Below are 17,671 nucleotides of genomic sequence, written 5' to 3'. Positions count from 1 at the left end.
AAGCTCCTTCCGATCAGTGGGGAAGCACATCGCCGAGGACGGCGACGACCACCGGGACCAGCCCGGCGAGCACGAAGGCGGGCAGGAAACACAGCCCGAGCGGCAGGACGATGAGGACGGCGGCGCGCTGCCCGGCGGCCTCGGCGGCGGCCACGTCGGCGGCACGCAGGTCGTCGGCGACGCGGGTGAGCGCCTCGGCGAACGCGGCGCCCCGGTGCTGCGCGCGGGTCGCGGCCCGCACGACCCGGGCCACGGCGGGGTCGTCGCCGAGGTAGGCCCACGCCTCCTCCGCCGTGGCCCCGAGGCGCAGCGCGCGGGCGACCCGGCCGAGCCGCCGTCCCACCGGCCCGCCGAGGGCGTCCGCGACCTCGGCGGCGGCCCGGTCGGGCGGCGCCCCGGCGCGCAGCGCGGCGGCGAGCAGGGCGTCCGCGTACGCCAGCTCGGCGCGCACCGCCTCGCGCTCCGCCCGTACGGCCGCCGGCTCCTGCCGGGCCAGCCACGCCACCCCTACCGCGGCCGCCACGACGCCGGCCGCGAGGCCGACCCAGCCGGCCAGCCCGTATCCCAGCGCGGCGCCGGCCGCCACGACAGCGATCGGTCTCAGCAGGCGTGTCACAGCGGGACCCCGCGCGGGCGGGCGAGCCGGGCCGCCCACGCCAACCCGCCGAGCTGCAGGGCCACCGCGGCGCACAGGCAACCGGCGCCGATCGGCGTGCCCAGCAGCACCGTGCCCGGCGACACGCCCATGACCGGCCCGAGGCCGACCCCGGCGAGCGGCAGGACGGCGAGCAGCAGCGCGCTGGCCCGTGCCCCGGCGGCCTGTGCGGCGACGGTCGCCCGGAGCCGGACGGCCGCCCGAAGCTGCTGGTCGAGCCGGTCGAGCACGGCGGCCAGGGGCGCGCCCGTACGCTCGGCGAGCGTCACGGCCGCCGCGACCCGTCGGGTCACGTCGCGGGTGAGTTCGGCGGCGCAGTCGCGCACGGCGATCTCGGCCGGCACCCCGGCCCGCAGTTCGGCGGCGAGCGTGGCGACCCCGTCGACCGCGCGGTCGAACCGTCGCGCGGCGGCCCGCGCCCGGACGGAACGACCGGCCGCTACCGTCCCGGCCGCGACGTAGCTGGCGGTGACGACGCCGGCGACCGGCCCGACGACCACCGCGACGAGCCCACCCGCGGCGAACCCGGCAGCCGCCGCGACCCGGCGCGCCGCACGAGGCGGGAGGTTGGCCAGCCGATCCCGCCTGCGCGCGGCCCGGCCGCCACGGCCCACCGCGCCGCCGCTCACCGGCAGCCGGCCACCCGCCGCAGGGCCGCCGACCGGCGGCAGCCCACCCGCAGCGCCGCCGACCGGCGGCCACCCACCCGCTGAGCCGCCGTCCAGCGGCAGCTCACTCGCCGCCGCGCCGCCGCTCATCGGCAGTCCGCCGTCGTCCGCCTGCCCGCCGCCCACCGTCGGACAGCCCGTGCGCCGCAGGGTCCGCAGCAGTGACCGCCACCGCGCCCGCCGGAGCCGGCCGGGCAGGATGGCGACGCACAGCCACGCGGTGACAGCGAGGACGGCGGCCACCAGCGCCACCGTGGTCACGACGTCCGCCGATCCGCCGCCGCGCCGACGGGCGCGCTCGGGGAGATCACGGCCGTGGGCGCGTCCCACCCGCCGCCGATGCCCCGCTCCCGCAGCAGCTGGGCGAGCGCGCCGGCCGCCGGTCCGGGCCCGTCGGCGCGCCGCCACGCGGGCACCACCCGCACGGGCAGGCCGGGCGCGAGTACGCCGATCTCGGTCACCATCCGCCGGCCGCCGGCGCGCCCGAGCTGGACGACCACCTGCAACCCGGCGGCGATCTGCGCGTGCAGCGCCTCGCGCGGTACGCCGCCGAGCAGGCCGAGCGCCTCCAGCCGGGCGGGTACGTCGGCGGCCGTGTTGGCGTGCAGGGTCGCCGCGCCGCCCTCGTGGCCGGTGTTCAGGGCGGCGAGCATGTCGACGACCTCGGCGCCCCGGCACTCACCGACGACGAGCCGGTCGGGCCGCATCCGCAGCGCCTGCCGCACGAGGTCGCGCAGCGCGACGCCGCCGGCGTCCTCCACATTGGCGTCGCGGGCCTGCAGGGCGACGACGTGGGGGTGCGCCGGCCGCAGCTCGGCGGCGTCCTCGACCACGACGATCCGCTCGTGCGCGGGCACCAGGCCGAGCAGGGTACTCAGCACGGTGGTCTTGCCGGTGCCCGTCCCGCCGGAGACGACGTACGCGAGGCGGGCCGCGACGATGGCGCGCAGCAGGTCGGCCGCCGCCGGTGCGACGGCGCCGGTCGCGACCAGTTCGGCGAGCCCGAACGCGCGCTGCCGGAACGTACGCAGGGAAAGGTAGGGCCCGCGGACCGCGACCGGCGGGAGCACCGCGTGCAGTCGGCTGCCGTCCGGCAGGTGCGCGTCGACGAACGGGGAGGCGTCGTCGAGGCGCCGGCCGCACGCGGCGGCCAGGCGCTGGGCGAGGCGGCGCAGTTCTCCCTGGTCCGGGAAGGAGACGTCCGTGCGGACCATGCCGGCGCCCCGGTCGACCCAGACCTCGGCCGGGCCGTTGACCACGACATCGGTGACGGCGGGCTCGGCGAGCAGGTCGGCGAGCGGCCCGGCGCCCGCCATCTCGGCGAACACGTCGTCGGTGACGCGGCGCAGCGTGTTGCTGCCCAGCGGTGCTTGGCCCGGTTCGGACAGCACGGCGCCGAGCACCGCCGACCGTGTCACGCCGGTCTCCGCGACCGTGAGCCGTCGACGCACGCGATCCACCAGGTCGGGCCGCGGTCGGGTGCTCATGACGCGAAGGTCTCTGCGAGCAGCCGGCGGCACAGTTGCGCGAGCGGTCCACGTCCGGTGCCGGCTGGCGCCTCGCCGCGCTCCAACGCTCGGGTCAGCTGCGGTTCGGTGCGGGCGACCCCGGCGAGCGGGAGGCCGAGCACCTCGGCGACCTCGGCCGCGCCGATCCGGCCGGGAATCGGCCCGCGCACGACGGCCGAAAGCTGCGGGCAGTAGGGCCGGGCCCGGGCCGCCACCTGCGCCGCCGCCGCGCAGCCGCGCAGGTCGCCGGGCACGAGCAGGTACGCCCGGTCGGCCGCCGTCAGGGCGAAGCGCGCCGCCTCGTCGAGGTAGCGCGGCACGTCGACCACGACCAGGTCGCGCCCGCGCCGGCCGGCGTCGAGCGCGGCAGCCATGGCGGCGGCCGGCACCTCACCGTCGCTGTCGCGGTCGAAGGAGAGCACCGCGAGGCTTCCCTGGCTCGGCAGCGCCGCGACCAGGGCTGGCGGGTGCACGCGACCGTTCGCCTCCGCGAGCTGCGGCCAGCGCAGCCCGTCGCGTTCCTCCCAGCCGAGCACGAGGTCGACGCCGCCGCCGAGCGGGTCCGCGTCCACGAGCAGGGTGGCGCGCCGCTGCTTGAGCCCGGTGACGGCCAGGCCGGTGGCCAGGACGCTCGCGCCGCAGCCACCCCGGCCGCCGAGGACCACCACGACCCGGCCGCGCGCCCCGGTGTCGGTGGCCGGGTCGGCCAGCCGGTCGGCGAGCCACGGCTCGGCGTCGGGGAGCAGGACGACATGTTCGGCCCGTACGGACTCCGCCCGCCGCCACGCGGCCTCGGCCACGGGCCCACCGGCACAGTCGCGGGCGACGACGACCACCCGGGCGCGGTGCGGCAACGCCGCCCGGGCGCACGCGTCGAGGGCGTCGACGCCGACCACGACGAGCGGCGCGCCCGCCCACCGGACCCGCGCGGCGGCCGGGTCGGCCGCGACCTCCACGGCGGCGCCGCTGGAGCCGGCCAGCCGCAGGAGGTCGTCGAGGAGTTCCTGATCGGCGGTGACGACGAGCGGAAGGGGCGGTTCGGCGATGGCGGGCGGCGCGAGGACCGGCACGGCGGGCTCCGATTCGTGCGTGGGCGGTAACGTCGCCGCCCACCCTGCCGAGCCGGACCTCCTCCTACGGCCGCCGAATCAAGATCTGTGGAAAACCAGGTCCCTTGTGGAAAACCCCCACCCGGGAATACCCACCCTCACGCCCTCCACGCCCTCACACCCTCCCCACCCCGCCCCGCCCCGCAAGATCCTGCTGTTTGGACAGTTCCGCGGGAAACAAGGCCTGCCGGTAACACGCGGAACTGTCCAAACGTCGAAGTGGGGGGCGCGGGGCGCGGGACGGGGCGCGGGACGGGGCCGGAGAGCACGAAACGGGCGGGGCGCCGAGGCGCCCCACCCGTTTACCAGGGGACTTACAGCGCGGGGTACGCGTTGGTGACGAGCTGCTCGAACTGGGCCGGGAACCACTTGCCGGCCAGGGGGGCGTTCGGGAGCGCGTTGGTGAGGTTGTTGCCGTTGAGGCTGTTGCCGGTGTACGTCGGGTCGCACATCGGGTCGGCGCCCTTGCCCTCGTCGTTCGGGATGACCTCGCTGGCACCGTCCGACTCGCCCGGAGGCTTGATCCACACGTACGCGTCGAGACCGGCGGCCGGGTTGGCCTGGGGACGGAAGCCGATGCCGGCGCCGTTCTGGTTGCACCAGTTGCCCCGGTGGATACGACGGTCGATCTTCGTGGCGTTCACGAAGGTGTTGAGGTCGGTCGAGGTCGACGCGCCCGACGGACGGGCCGAGCCGCCCCAACCGTTACGCGACGTGTCGATCATCATGCCGATGGAGGACGGGAAGCCCTTGGCGATGAGCGCGGTGCGCAGGGCCTGGACGAACGACTGCTCGTCGATGTACTGGTTCCACTGGTAGAAGTTCGCCGAGCGGACCGGGTTGCCGCTGATCATCTGGCCGGCGGTCATGTACGGCTCGATGGTCGGCGTCGTGTTCGCGGTGTTCGAGACGAAACCGTCGTACGCGTTGAAGCCGCCCGTCGTCTTGCTCGCCAGGGTGGCCATGAGGTTCACGAACGGGGTCAGGTTCGAGTCCCAGCCGAGCCAGCCGGAGTGGGCCACGTCCACGTACGTGTACACGTTCGAGATGGAGCGCAGCTTGCCGGCCGCGTACGCGACGCCGTCGATGTAGGCGCCGGTCGAGTTCGCCTCGGCGCACTTGGCGAAGCTCAGGTTCGTGATGAGGTTCGGCAGCGAGTCCGGCTCGATGATCGTCGAGATGCGCAGCGAGGCGTACTTCGACTGGTTCATGATCGCGTAGATCGGGTCGATGTACTCGGTCTTGTACCGGGCCAGCCCGTTGTTCGCGATGAGCAGCTCGCCGTTGGAGGCCAGCGCCGAGCAGTCACGGTTGGGCAGGTCGTAGATGACGATGGTGATGACGACCTGCTTGCCGCTGCTGGCCTGCTGCGCGAGAGCGGCGTCGAGGTGCGCGGCGAGGCCCTTGCTGCCGTTCGCGCCGTTGATCGCGGCGATGCGGTCGAGCCAGACGGCCGTGGGCTGCTCGGCGACCTTGGCCATGGCGGCGCCGAGCGTGCCGCCCTTGGCGGTGGCGGCGGCGGTGACCTGAGCGGCGTAGTCCGGGTTGATGTACCCGTTCGCGCCCGCGTACGGGTTGTCGACGCGCGAGGTGCTCGGCGTGCTGGGGGCGGCGGAGGTGACCACGGCCGAGGTCGGCGGGCGGGTGGTGACGGCCGCGCTGCTCACCGGCGCGGACGTGATCGAGCGCGTCGTCACGGGAGCGGACGTCGCCGCGCGCGTGGTGACCGGGGCCGAGGTCGCGGCCCGGGTCGTGGTCACCGGCGCCGACGTGACCGGGGTCCCGCCGCAGGTCACGCCGTTGACGGCGAACGACACGGGCGCCGCGTTGGTGGCGCCGGTCAGGTTCCCGATGAAGCCGAGGTCGACGACGCCGTTGGAGCCCACGGAGCCGTTCCACGACTCGTTGGCCACGCTGACGTTCGCGCCGGACTGGGTCCACTTGCCGGACCAGCCCTGGGCCACGGTCTGGCCGTTGGCGAACGAGAACGTGAGGTTCCACGAGGTCCAGGCGTCGCCGGTGTTCTTGAGGGTCACGCCGCCCTGGAAGCCGTTGCCCCACTGGCTGACGATGTTGTACGTGACGTTGCACGCGGTCGCTGCGTTCGCCGGCAGCGCCGGAACGATCGCCACGCCGCCGATCACGACGGCCCCGGCGGCCAGTGCGGCCACCCGGCGTCGTGTCATGCGAATGCTCATGCCTGCTTCTTCCTACGGGACGGGCAATAGGCGGTGGTCCGATTGACCTGCGTCTTCTCGGCGAGCGCAGAGTCAAGCACCGGTCTGCGGGCATCACAAGCGATCCATATGGCGCTCAGCATCCGCCCAGGTCAGATTGCGTGACCATGATCGATGTTAAGAAACTTACGGAGAAAAACCCGTCCGTTCGGGTACGCCGGACGGGCAGCGTCGCTGGTGGTGCTCGATGTCTCAGTGAACAACACGCGACCGGGACTTAACCGATTCAGTCCCATTGATAGATGGAAGCGCATTCCACCGAAAGTCATCGATATTTTGATCAGCGATGACGAATGATGGCCCGGATACCGCAAAAGCGTAAGAATCTGGCGAATCGGATTCTCGGTCAACATGGACGGCTCACCCCGGGAATCCCGTGAGCTAGGTTGGCCCGCGTGGAGGACTGGGAGCAGTGGCGTCGCCCGGGGCCGGGCGGCCTGTGTGACCGCCAGGACGTCACGATGACCCTGGCGGTGATGGCCGGCGCCGTCACCATCACCGTGCTCGTCAACAGCATGGGCGCGTTCATTCAGGGCACGGCTCCGTCGCTGGGCGAGCAGTTGGCGTGGGCCGTCGTGCTCGCGGCGCCCCTGCTGTTCCGGCGACGGTTCCCCGCGACCGTGTTCGTGATCATCTCGGTTGTTTTCATCGCGGGACAGGTACGGCAGATCGGCGACAACCTGGCGCCATCGATCGCGCTGTTTCTGGCTATGTACAGCCTGGGCGCCTGGGGCCCCAACCGGGCGGTGGCCCGCTGGGTGCGCATCGCCGTGATCGTCGCCATGTTCGGCTACATCGGGCTCAACATGTACCGCGCGCTGGGTGCCCCGGACCCGGACGCCTTCGACGACGCCGCCGGTCCGCTCGATCCGGTGCTGGCCACCGCCCTCTACGGCATCGGCGTCAACGTGCTGTTCTTCGGGGCCGCGTACGTGTTCGGCAACCAGTCGTGGGAGTCGGCCCGCCGCCGGTACGAGCTGGTCGTCCAGGGCGAGCAGTTGCGGAGGTCACAGGCCGACAACGCGCGCCAGGCGGTGGTGGCCGAGCGCGTCCGGATCGCCCGGGACCTGCACGACGTCGTCGCGCACCACGTGTCCGTGATGGGTGTGCAGGCGGCCGCGGCGCGGCGTGTGCTCGATTCCGACCCGGCTGTGGCGAGCGAGGCGCTGTCGGCGGTCGAGACAACGGCCCGGACGGCGATCGACGAGCTGCGCGGGCTGCTCGGCGTCCTGCGCGCGGACGACGAGCGGTCCGGGTCGGCGGACGGATCCCACGCGTCCACGCCAGGGCTCGATCAGATCAGCCGGCTGGCCGAGGAGGCGCGGGTCACGGGCCTGCGGGTCACGTACGCGGAGTTCGGCGAGCCCCGACCGGTGCCCGACGCGGTCGCCCTGTCCGCGTACCGGGTGGTGCAGGAGGCGTTGACCAACACCGTCAAGCACGCGGGAGCGGGAATGGCCGAGATCCGCATCCGGCACCTGCGACAGGGCCTGGAGGTCGAGATCAACGATGACGGACACGGCGGCGCCGGCACGCCGCACGGGACCGGTCTGGGCCTGGTCGGGATGCGCGAGCGGGTGGCCGTTCACGGTGGCGACCTGATCGTCGGGCCCCGGCGCGACGGCGGGTTCCAGGTGCGGGCCCGGTTCCCGCTCGCGGAACCGGTGGCGGCGTGAGCGGCGGGCCGATCAGGGTCGTCCTGGTGGACGACCAGGACCTGGTGCGCGCCGGCTTCCGGGTCATCCTCGGGACGGAGGACGGCATCGAGGTGGTCGGTGAGGCGCGCAACGGCGCCGAGGCGGTCGACCGGGTGAACGCGCTGCGGCCGGACGTGGTGCTGATGGACGTGCAGATGCCGGACATGGACGGCCTGGCGGCGACCCGCCGGATCCTGGCCCTCCCCCAGGACGCGGGGCAGCCGGTCCGGGTGGTGATCCTGACCACCTTCGACCGCGAGGACTACCTCTTCGAGGCGCTGCGGGCCGGGGCCAGCGGATTCCTGCTCAAGAACGCCCGCCCGGAGGACCTCATCGACGCGGTACGCGTGGCCGCGCGCGGCGACGCGCTGCTGTCGCCCCAGGTCACGCGGCGGGTTATCGAACAGTTCAGCGCCCCCGCGCCGCTGCCGGGCAAGCACCGGCCCGCGGAGCTGACCGAACGCGAGTATGAGGTGCTCGTCGCCCTGGCCCGGGGCGCGACCAACGCCGAGATCGCCGAACTGCTCTACGTCAGCGAGACCACGGTCAAGACGCACGTGTCGCGGGTGCTGGCGAAGCTCGGGCTTCGCGACCGTACCCAGGCTGTCGTCTACGCGTACGAGAACGGCGTCGTAGCGCCGGGCGCCGACAGCGACTCTCCCTCTCGCGGAGGATGATCAGAATCCTTCTCGCGTCCGACGCGGGCGGCGGGGCCGACTCCCTAGCCTTTGGGCATGCTGCACGTACGGGAGATCAGCCGTGGCTTCCACGGCACGAAGGTGCTCGACGGCCTGTCGTTCGACGCGGCGCCGGGACGCATCACCGGGTTCGTCGGAGCGAACGGCTCCGGCAAGACCACCACCATGCGGATCATCCTGGGGCTGCTCGCCGCCGACCGGGGCACGGTCACCTGGCAGGGCGAGCCGATCACCCAGCAGGTGCGGCAGCGGTTCGGGTACATGCCGGAGGAACGTGGCCTGTACCCGAAAATGAAGGTCGCCGACCAGATCATCTACTTCGGCCAGTTGCACGGCCTGGACCTGGCGACCGCCAAGCGCAACACGGCGGCGTTGCTGGAGCGCCTGGAGCTGACCGGCCGGGCCGATGACCTGGTGGAACGCCTGTCGTTGGGCAACCAGCAGCGGGTGCAGGTCTGCGTGGCGCTCGTCCACGAGCCCGAGCTGCTGATCCTCGACGAACCCTTCTCCGGCCTGGACCCCCTGGCGATCGAGACCGTGCTCGGCGTCCTGCGTGACCGGGCCGCCCGCGGTGTCCCCGTGCTGTTCTCCAGTCACCAGCTGGAGCTGGTCGAGCGGCTCTGCGACGACCTGGTGATCATCTCGGGCGGCAGGACGGCGGCCAGCGGCGACCGGGAGTCGCTGCGGTCGCGCTTCACCACGCCCCGCTTCGAGCTCGTGGTCGACGGCGACGCCGGGTGGGTCCGCGACATGTCCGGCGTGACGGTGATCGACCTCGACGGCGCGCGGGTCGTCTTCGACGCGACAGACAACGAGCTGGCGCAGCGCGTGCTCACGCAGGCTGTCGAGCGCGGCCCGGTCCGGGCCTTCGGCGCCGTCGTACCGTCCCTGGCCGAGATCTTCCGAGAGGTCATCTGATGTCGTTCTGGAACGCCACCCGTCTTGTCGCCCAGCGGGAACTCCGTATGCAGATGCAGGGTAAGGGCTTCTGGATCACCTTCGGCGTCTTCATCGTGGGGCTCTTCCTCGCCGCGATCCTGCCCGGAGTGCTCGGCGGCGACTCGACGTCGACGGTGGCCACCTTCGGTTCGCGGGCCACCGAGGTGGTGGCAGCGGCCGACAACCTTGAGGCTCGGGTGGTCACCGACCTTGAGCAGGCGCAGGCGCTGGTCCGCGACGGCGAGGTGGACGCGGCGGTCGTCGACGACCCGACGGCCACGACCGGCGTACGCGTGATCGCCATGACGCAGGAGCCGTACCGGATCCTGGCCAGCCTCGCGGCGCCGCCGCCCGTGCAACTGCTGGCCCCCGACGCGGTCAGCGACCAGGTGGTCTTCATGGCCGCGTTCGCGTTCGCGCTGGTGTTCTTCATCTTCTCGGTTTCCGCGGCCGGCATCGCGCAGAGCGTGGTGGTCGAGAAGCAGACCCGGATCGTGGAGATCGTGGTGGCCGCCGTGCCCGTGCGCGCGCTGCTGACCGGCAAGATCCTGGCCTACTCCCTGGTGGTCTTCGCGCAGGTCGCCGTGCTGGCCCTGCTCACGCCGATCGCGCTGCGCCTCGGCGACATGCAGGCGCTGCTGACCCTGATCGGCCCGTCGCTCGGCTGGTTCGTGCCGTTCTTCATCCTCGGGTACATCCTGCTCGGCTCGATGTGGGCCGTGGCCGGGGCGCTCGTCAGCCGCATGGAGGACCTCGGCTCGACATCCTCGCTCCTCATGATGCTCGTCATGATCCCGTACTTCGGCGTGACGTTCTTCCAGGACAACGACCGGGCGATGGCGATCATGTCGTACATTCCGTTCTCGTCCGCGGTCGCGATGCCGGTGCGGATGTTCGCCGGCGAGTCGCAGCTGTGGGAACCGTTCGTGTCCCTGGCGATCCTGGCCGCCACCCTTGTCCTGACGGTGTTGGTGGCCAGCCGGCTCTACACCGGGGCGCTGTTGCAGACCGGCGCCCGGGTCCGGCTGCGGGCCGCCTGGGCCGGAGCGGAGAACCCGCTGGGCTGAGTGCCCGGTCGACACGGCAAAGGGCCGGCACCGCGAACCGCGGCGCCGGCCCTTCGTCATAGGGGGATTACTCCTCGGCGGCCGTGCTCTCGATCGCCGGGGCCTGGGTGCGGATCGCCACCTTCTGGGGCTCACGCGCCGGCGGGGTCACGTCGCGGACCCGCAGGCGCAGTAGGCCGTTGTCGGCCTCGGCCTCGACCTGCTCGGCCTCGACCGCGCGGGGCAACTGGAACGTGCGGCGGAAGCTGCCGTAGCGCAGCTCGCGCACGAGCACCTTGCCCTGCGTCTCGTCGGTGCGCTCGCGCCGCTCCCCGCTGACCGTCAGCGTGCGCCCGTTGATCTCGACGTCGATGTTCTCGACGTCCACGCCGGGTACCTCAAGGGTGATCAGGACGTCGCGGCCCTCGGTGGCCAGCTCAACCGCCGGCACGAACTGCTCCCGAGGGGCGCCGAAGGAGCGCCGGACCAGGTTGTCGAACTCGTCGTCCACGCGGGCGAGCGCCGTGAACGGATCCCAGCGAAGCAGTGCCATCGCAGACCTCACTCTGTCTTCGTTAGCACTCGCCCCATGCGAGTGCCAGCCACACCCGGATAGACGCTCGCGGGGCCCCCGGCATTTCCGCCCGGTTTGTGATCCCAGCCACAGGACGGAGGATACCCCCAGGGGGTACTGTGAGGGCATGGGCACGGCATTGCACACTGACCTGACGATCGGCGGGATGACCTGCGCGTCCTGCGCCACCCGCGTCGAGAAGCGACTCAACAAGATCGACGGGGTCTCCGCCACGGTCAACTTCGCCACGGCGGTCGCCACGATCGACCACCCCACCAAGGTCAGCACCGAGGAGTTGGTCGCGGCCGTCGAGGCGGCCGGCTACCAGGCCACCCCGCCGGAAGAGACCGACGAGGACACGACCGGCCCGCTGCGCACCCGCCTCATCGTGTCCGCCCTGCTCACCGTGCCCGTCTTCGTCGCCGCGATGGTCCCCGGCGTCGACCCGCCCGGCGAAGGATGGCTCTCCCTCGCGCTGACCGCGATCGTGGTCGGCTACGGCGGCTGGCCCTTCCACAAGGCCACGATCGCGAACCTGCGGCACGGCGCGGCGACCATGGACACCCTCGTCACGGTCGGCACGCTCGCCGCGTTCGCCTGGTCGCTGGTGACGACGGTCCGCGGCGGGCACGACACCTACCTGGAGACGGCCGCCGTCATCACGACCTTCATCCTCGCCGGCCGCTACGCCGAGCAGCGCGCCACCCGCCGGGCCGGCGGCGCCCTGCGGGCCCTGTTCGACCTCGGCGCCAAGGACGCCACCGTGATCGACGAGGCCGGCGTCGCGACCAAGGTCCCCATCTCAGCGCTGCGCCCCGGCACGCAGTTCCTCGTCCGCCCCGGCGAGAAGGTCGCCACCGACGGCGTGGTCGTCGAGGGCACCTCCGCGATCGACGCCAGCCTGCTCACCGGCGAGTCCGTGCCCGTTGAGGTGGGCCCCGGCGATCCGGTCACCGGAGCGACCGTCAACACCCAGGGACTTCTCCGGGTACGCGCGACGCGCGTCGGCGCCGACACCCAGCTGGCTCAGATCGCGCGCCTCGTCACGGCCGCCCAGCAGGGCAAGGCCCCCGTCCAGCGGCTCGCCGACCGGATCTCGGCCGTGTTCGTGCCCGCCGTCATCGCGCTCGCCGTCCTCACGCTGGTCGGCTGGCTGATCGCCACGGGCGACACCAGCGACGCCGTGCGCGCCGCGGTGGCCGTACTCATCATCGCCTGCCCGTGCGCCCTCGGCCTGGCGACGCCGACGGCGCTGATGGTCGGCACCAGCCGGGGCGCCCAGCTCGGCATCCTCATCCGCGGGCCGCAGGTGCTGGAGTCCACCCGGGCGGTCGACACCATCGTGCTCGACAAGACCGGCACCGTGACCACGGGCCGCATGTCCCTGTACGGGACCGTCGCCGACGACCCGGCCGAGGTGCTGCGCATCGCGGGCGCCCTGGAGTCCGGCTCGGAACACCCCGTCGGCGCCGCGATCACGGCCGCCGCCGGGGACGGGCTGCCGCCGGTGACGGACTTCGCCAACGTGCCGGGCCTGGGCGTGTCCGGGCGCGTCGAGGGCCGGCCGGCGCTGGCCGGGCGGGCCGCGCTGTTCACGGACCGCGGCTGGCGGGTGCCCGACCACCTGGCGACCGCGGTCGCCGACGCCGGCGCGGCCGGCCGCACGGCCGTCCTCGCGGGGTGGGACGGCGAGGCGCGCGGCGTCCTGGTCGTCGCGGACGCGGTCCGCCCCACCAGCCGCGACGCCATCTCCCGGCTGCGCGGCCTCGGGCTCAGGCCCGTCCTGCTCACCGGCGACAACGCCACCGTCGCCAGGGAGGTAGGCGCCGAGGTCGGCATCGACGAGGTGATCGCCGAGGTGCTGCCCGCCGACAAGGTCACGGCCGTGCGTGACCTGCAGGACCGGGGCCGCACGGTCGCGATGGTCGGGGACGGCGTCAACGACGCGGCCGCGCTGGCCCAGGCGGACCTCGGCCTGGCCATGGGTACGGGCACGGACGCGGCGATCGAGGCGGCCGACCTGACCCTGGTCCGCGGGGACCTGCACGCGGCGGCGGACGCCATCGCGCTGTCGCGCCGCACGTTGGGCACGATCCGGGCGAACCTGTTCTGGGCGTTCGCGTACAACGTGGCGGCGCTGCCGCTCGCCGCCGCCGGCCTGCTCAACCCGATGATCGCCGGCGCCGCGATGGGCTTCTCGTCCGTGTTCGTGGTGGCCAACAGCCTGCGGCTGCGCCGGTTCACGCCGCGCTGACCCGCGAGTCGGCGGGGTGACTGCCCGGCGGATCGGGCGGGGCGAGGATGGCTGCTGCGCGTCGGCTCTATGAGGCCCGACTCTGGCCTACGGGATGATCTCCTGTGGGACTTTGGGGAGGTACAACCGACGTATTGCCGATCCGACGCGGAGCGAGCGGAGCGTGAACGATCATGAACGTGGCGCAGCAGCCGGTCGTGGTGGGGCTGGACGTGGGTGGCACGGCGATCAACGCCACCGTCCTGGACGCGGACGGCAAGTTCCTCGTCGACCGTCTTGTCGAGGTGCCGAGCCGGGTGCTGGACGGGCCGTCGGTGGCGGTGGAAGCCCTCGCCGAGGCGATGGCGAACGTCCTGGTGATCACGGGCACGCCGGTCGAGACCGTGGCCGCCGTCGGCCTGGACACGCCGGGGCCGGCCAGCGCGGACGGCGTGATCTCGTCGAAGGGCTCGACGAACTTCTCCAGCCCCGAGTGGTGGGGCTTCGACTTCCGGGGCGCCCTGGAGGACCGGCTCGGACTCCCCGTGATCTACAACAACGACGGCAACGCGGCCGCCCTCTACGCCCACGCCCAGCACTTCGGGGCACTCGCGCCGGCCCGGTCGTCCGTCGCCGCGATCGTCGGCACCGGGCTGGGCGGCGGCGTGATCGAGTCCGGCTGGGCGGTCAAGGGCGCCGCCGGCATGGCCGGCGAACTGGGCCACGTCTACCTGCCGATGCACGGCCTGCTCGAACCCGACCAGCCCATGCCCCTGTGCAACTGCGGCCTGTCCGGTGACGCCGAGAGCATCGCCTCCCTCAAGGGCATCGAGAACAACCTCCTGCCGTACTGGCTGAAGCGCTACCCCGACCACGAGCTGAACGAGGTCGGCTCCCGGGCGAAGGCGGCCCGGCTGGTGCGCTCCTACGGCGAGCGCGGCGACGAACTCGCCCTGAGGATCTTCGAACAGCAGGCGATGGCGCTGGGCCGGCTGTTCACGATCGCGGCCAACTTCACCGACCCGGCCGCGTACTTCATCGGCGGCGGGGTCGTCGAGACCGGGCTGGAGTTCCGCACCTGGTTCCTCGACACCGTCCGCCGGCACACCCAGCTGCGGGCGGAGCAGGAGAAGGCGGCCACGATCGCGCTGGTGCCGGACCGGGACATGGCCGGCGCGCGGGGCGCGGCCATCGCGGCCCGGCAGACCGTACCGGGCTGAGCGCTCCGGCACGATCGAGCCGACGTGCGGTTATGGCCCGAACAGGCGCAACCGCACGACATTCCGTTAACACCACACGGGTGAATTAACGGCACAGGCACGGCGGATGCGGCGTTCGCATCCATACCACCGCGCCGGTCGTCGATGCTCGTCGGGTGATTGTCGAAGTACCCCATGACGTGACCGATCCCGCGTGGTCCAATGCGCCCACCGCGGACCTCGCCGTGCACGACCATCCGGGCGCACCCGTCTTTGTGGACAGTTCGGGCCGCCGGCGCCGGCGGGTGCGCGCCGTCAGTTACAGCCTCGGCGGCGCCGGGCTGGTCTTCACCACCCTGGTGCTGGTGAGCCTGGCGGTCGGCCCGGTGGCGCCGACGCAGCGGCCGTTCCCGGTGCTGGCTGACGACGCGACGGCGCCGGCGACGAGCGGCGGGGCCAATCCGCAGCCGCCGAGTTCGCCGCCGGCCGGCCCGATCATGGGCGGGCCGCCCGGCAACCCGCTGATACCGGTGCCCCGCCCCGCGCCGACGCTCCTCGCGTCGCCCCGGCCGGCCGCCACGCCAACCCGCACCCCGGCCAAGCGCACGACCGCGCCGGCGAGCACGCCGCCCACATCGCCCGCGGTCAGCCCCAGCGCCCCGCCCACGACCGCGCCGCCGACCACGACCGCGCCGGCCACGCCGCGCCCGTCGCCGTCGGTACCGGCCCGCCCGGCCACGGCCGCGAGCGCGAAATCCTCACCATCGGCACCGGCCCGGACGGCCCCCACCGGCGCGGACGGGGCGCGGTACGCAACGGCGCGGTTGGTGACACCCGCCGGCGCGGCGACGGGGGTCCACGCGTGAGCGCGGTGATGCCACGCCAGACGCCGGCCGGGCCGCGGCCCCGGCATGGCGCCGCTACCGGCGGGCCCGACGTACCGGTGCCCACCCGGCCCGCCTGGGCCCGGCGCGTCACCCCCCGCCCGCGGTGGGTGCTCACCACGGTCGTCCTCGGCGTCTTCGTGATGTTCCTGCTGCTCGAGGCGTACGTGAACGCGGAGTTCAAGCCCGACGGCGCGGTGCACGAGTCCACCGTGTCCGCGACCGTGCCGGACAACATCACGGGCGGCGGACCGCTCATCGACACGACGAACGGCCGGATCGTGTCGTACCAGATGCCGCCGAAGACAATCGCGCTCACCTTCGACGACGGTCCCGACCCGGTGTGGACCCCGCAGGTGCGCAAGGTCCTGCGCGCCCACGGCGTACCGGCGACGTTCTTCGTGGTCGGCTCACAGGTGGCCCGCTATCCCCAACTGGCCCGCGACCTCGTGGCCGATGGCAACGAGCTGGGCGTACACACGTTCACGCACCCGGACATGACAAAGCTGCCCGCCTGGCAGCGCACCATGGAGTACTCGCAGACCCAGATGGCGATCGCCGCGGCCGTGGGGGTGAAGACGTCGCTGCTGCGCTTCCCGTACTCGTCGAGTTCCAACTCGCTCGACGACCGCACCTGGCCGCTGGTCCTGGAGGCCGGCGAGCAGGGGTACCTCACGATCGAGACGGACACGGACAGCCTCGACTGGATGCGGCAGGGCGTCGACACGATCGTGCGCAACTCGACGCCTCGCGACGGGGCCGGCTCGGTGGTGCTCCTGCACGACGCGGGCGGTGACCGCGCCGAGACGGTCGCCGCCCTCGACCAACTGATCCCGAAGCTCAAGGCGCAGGGGTACGAGTTCGTGACCGTCTCCGAGGGGTTCCGCCGCGCGACGGCGGCCGACTCGACGGGCGGCACGCCGGCGACGGCCCTGGACCAGTGGCGCGGCCGGGCGCTCGTCTGGGCGGTACAGCTCGCCGACCGGCTGCTCGACGTGCTCAGCTTCATGATCATCGCGGTGGGCATCCTGACGACCCTGCGTACCCTCATGATGTTCTTCTTCGCGGGCCGCCACGCGCGGCGCCGCCGCCGGCCGGACTGGCGCTGGGGCCGGCCGGTCGACGAGCCCGTCTCGGTGATCGTGCCGGCGTTCAACGAGAAGGAGAACATCGCCAACACGGTGCGGTCGCTGGCCACGGGCGACTACCCGGCCATCGAGGTCATCGTCGTGGACGACGGTTCGACGGACGGGACGGGCGACATCGTCACGGGCCTCAACCTGCCCAACGTGCGCCTGGTCCGGGTACCCAACGGCGGCAAGCCGTTCGCGCTCAACGTGGGTGTCGCATGGGCGCGGCACGAACTGATCATCATGGTGGACGGCGACACGGTGTTCGAGCCGGACTCGATCCGGGCGCTGGTGCAGCCGTTCGGCGATCCGACGGTCGGCGCGGTCGCCGGCAACGTGAAGGTCAGCAACCGCGGCACGGTCGTGGGCCGCTGGCAGCACATCGAGTACGTGATCGGCTTCAACCTCGACCGGCGCCTGTATGAGCTGTTCGGCTGCATCCCGACGGTGCCCGGCGCGATCGGGGCGTTCCGCCGCCGGGCGCTGCGCGACGTGGGCGGGGTCAGTGACCGCACCCTCGCCGAGGACACCGACCTCACGATGGCGATCACGCGGGCCGGCTGGCGGGTCGTGTACGAGGGCCAGGCCCGCGCGTGGACGGAGGCACCGGCGACGCTGGGCCAGCTGTGGCGGCAGCGGTACCGGTGGAGTTACGGCACCATGCAGGCGATGTGGCGGCACCGGGGGGCGCTGACCGAGCCGGGCGCGTCGGGCCGGTTCGGGCGCCGGGGGCTGCCGTTCCTGGCGTTCTTCGGCATCGCGTTGCCGCTGCTGGCGCCGCTGGTCGACATCCTCACCCTGTACGGGTTCGTCTTCTTCAACCGGACGGAGGCGGGCGTCGCGTGGTTGGCGATGCTGGCCCTGCAGACGATCACCGCGGTGGTGGCGTTCCGCCTGGACGGCGAGCGGCTGGGTCCGCTGTGGGCGCTGCCGTTGCAGCAGTTCGTCTACCGCCAGGTGATCTACGTGGTGATGGCCCAGTCGGCCCTGACGGCCCTGACCGGGGCCCGCCTGCGCTGGCACAAGCTGCGGCGCACGGGCGAGGCCGCCGTGGGGCCGGTGGGTTAGCTGACGGACGGGACGGGGAACAGCGT

14 protein-coding genes are annotated in these 17,671 nt (G+C 73.0%); 7 read left to right on the top strand and 7 right to left on the bottom strand.

The annotated features are described in order from the left end of the window. Positions 1–13: 13 nt before the first annotated feature. The 5 genes from ABD191_RS17915 to ABD191_RS17895 form a co-directional block, all read right to left on the bottom strand. The gene (locus ABD191_RS17915) at positions 14–616 is read right to left on the bottom strand and encodes a type II secretion system F family protein (protein WP_344083060.1); all 603 of its coding nucleotides are present in this window, start codon (positions 614–616) and stop codon (positions 14–16) included. After that, on the bottom strand, positions 613–1,584 hold the full coding sequence (locus ABD191_RS17910; protein ID WP_344083058.1) for a type II secretion system F family protein: 972 nt from the start codon (positions 1,582–1,584) through the stop codon (positions 613–615). Before ABD191_RS17910 ends, ABD191_RS17915 begins: the two co-directional genes overlap by 4 nt. Beyond that, on the bottom strand, positions 1,581–2,810 hold the full coding sequence (locus ABD191_RS17905; RefSeq protein WP_344083056.1) for a TadA family conjugal transfer-associated ATPase: 1,230 nt from the start codon (positions 2,808–2,810) through the stop codon (positions 1,581–1,583). The genes ABD191_RS17910 and ABD191_RS17905 overlap by 4 nt, the downstream gene beginning before the upstream one ends. Beyond that, positions 2,807–3,901, bottom strand: a complete 1,095-nt coding sequence (ssd, locus tag ABD191_RS17900; protein ID WP_344083054.1) for a septum site-determining protein Ssd — start codon at positions 3,899–3,901, stop codon at positions 2,807–2,809. Before ssd ends, ABD191_RS17905 begins: the two co-directional genes overlap by 4 nt. Before the next feature lie 353 nt (positions 3,902–4,254). Beyond that, positions 4,255–6,138 (bottom strand): glycoside hydrolase family 6 protein, encoded by a 1,884-nt coding sequence (locus ABD191_RS17895; protein WP_344083052.1) that lies wholly within the window; start codon positions 6,136–6,138, stop codon positions 4,255–4,257. Positions 6,139–6,572: 434 nt separating this feature from the next. On the opposite strand from ABD191_RS17895, the gene ABD191_RS17890 reads away from it, so the two are divergent. From ABD191_RS17890 to ABD191_RS17875, 4 genes are read left to right on the top strand one after another with little or no spacing between them, the layout of a single operon-like run. Continuing rightward, positions 6,573–7,853, top strand: coding sequence for a sensor histidine kinase (locus ABD191_RS17890; protein WP_425560749.1), 1,281 nt, complete (start codon positions 6,573–6,575; stop codon positions 7,851–7,853). Next, positions 7,850–8,551, top strand: coding sequence for a response regulator (locus tag ABD191_RS17885; protein WP_344083050.1), 702 nt, complete (start codon positions 7,850–7,852; stop codon positions 8,549–8,551). The genes ABD191_RS17890 and ABD191_RS17885 overlap by 4 nt, the downstream gene beginning before the upstream one ends. A gap of 57 nt (positions 8,552–8,608) precedes the next feature. Beyond that, complete coding sequence (locus ABD191_RS17880; protein WP_344083048.1) at positions 8,609–9,490, top strand: ABC transporter ATP-binding protein; 882 nt, start codon at positions 8,609–8,611, stop codon at positions 9,488–9,490. Then, on the top strand, positions 9,490–10,578 hold the full coding sequence (locus ABD191_RS17875) for an ABC transporter permease (RefSeq protein ID WP_344083046.1): 1,089 nt from the start codon (positions 9,490–9,492) through the stop codon (positions 10,576–10,578). The genes ABD191_RS17880 and ABD191_RS17875 overlap by 1 nt, the downstream gene beginning before the upstream one ends. Positions 10,579–10,645: 67 nt before the next feature. On the opposite strand, the gene ABD191_RS17870 is transcribed toward ABD191_RS17875, so the two are convergent. Then, positions 10,646–11,110: an Hsp20/alpha crystallin family protein gene (locus ABD191_RS17870; protein WP_344083044.1), complete on the bottom strand. Its 465-nt coding sequence runs from the start codon at positions 11,108–11,110 to the stop codon at positions 10,646–10,648. Positions 11,111–11,258: 148 nt separating this feature from the next. Here ABD191_RS17870 and ABD191_RS17865 point away from each other — a divergent pair, with 148 nt between their 5' ends. Both ABD191_RS17865 and ABD191_RS17860 read left to right on the top strand, forming a co-directional pair. Then, positions 11,259–13,385 (top strand): heavy metal translocating P-type ATPase, encoded by a 2,127-nt coding sequence (locus ABD191_RS17865; protein WP_344083042.1) that lies wholly within the window; start codon positions 11,259–11,261, stop codon positions 13,383–13,385. A gap of 173 nt (positions 13,386–13,558) precedes the next feature. Further along, entirely contained in the window at positions 13,559–14,584 is a 1,026-nt protein-coding gene (locus ABD191_RS17860) for an ROK family protein (RefSeq protein ID WP_425560748.1), read from the top strand. Between the two features lie 298 nt (positions 14,585–14,882). On the opposite strand, the gene ABD191_RS17855 is transcribed toward ABD191_RS17860, so the two are convergent. Continuing rightward, on the bottom strand, positions 14,883–15,353 hold the full coding sequence (locus ABD191_RS17855) for a hypothetical protein (protein ID WP_344083038.1): 471 nt from the start codon (positions 15,351–15,353) through the stop codon (positions 14,883–14,885). Positions 15,354–15,425: 72 nt separating this feature from the next. On the opposite strand from ABD191_RS17855, the gene ABD191_RS17850 reads away from it, so the two are divergent. Further along, complete coding sequence (locus ABD191_RS17850; RefSeq protein ID WP_344083036.1) at positions 15,426–17,645, top strand: bifunctional polysaccharide deacetylase/glycosyltransferase family 2 protein; 2,220 nt, start codon at positions 15,426–15,428, stop codon at positions 17,643–17,645. The last annotated feature ends 26 nt before the right edge of the window (positions 17,646–17,671 follow it).

Source organism: Luedemannella helvata (assembly GCF_039528415.1).
GTDB lineage: Bacteria > Actinomycetota > Actinomycetes > Mycobacteriales > Micromonosporaceae > Luedemannella > Luedemannella helvata.
The sequence above is the reverse complement of the archived record's forward strand: the minus strand, read 5'-3'. Positions and strand labels throughout refer to the sequence as shown.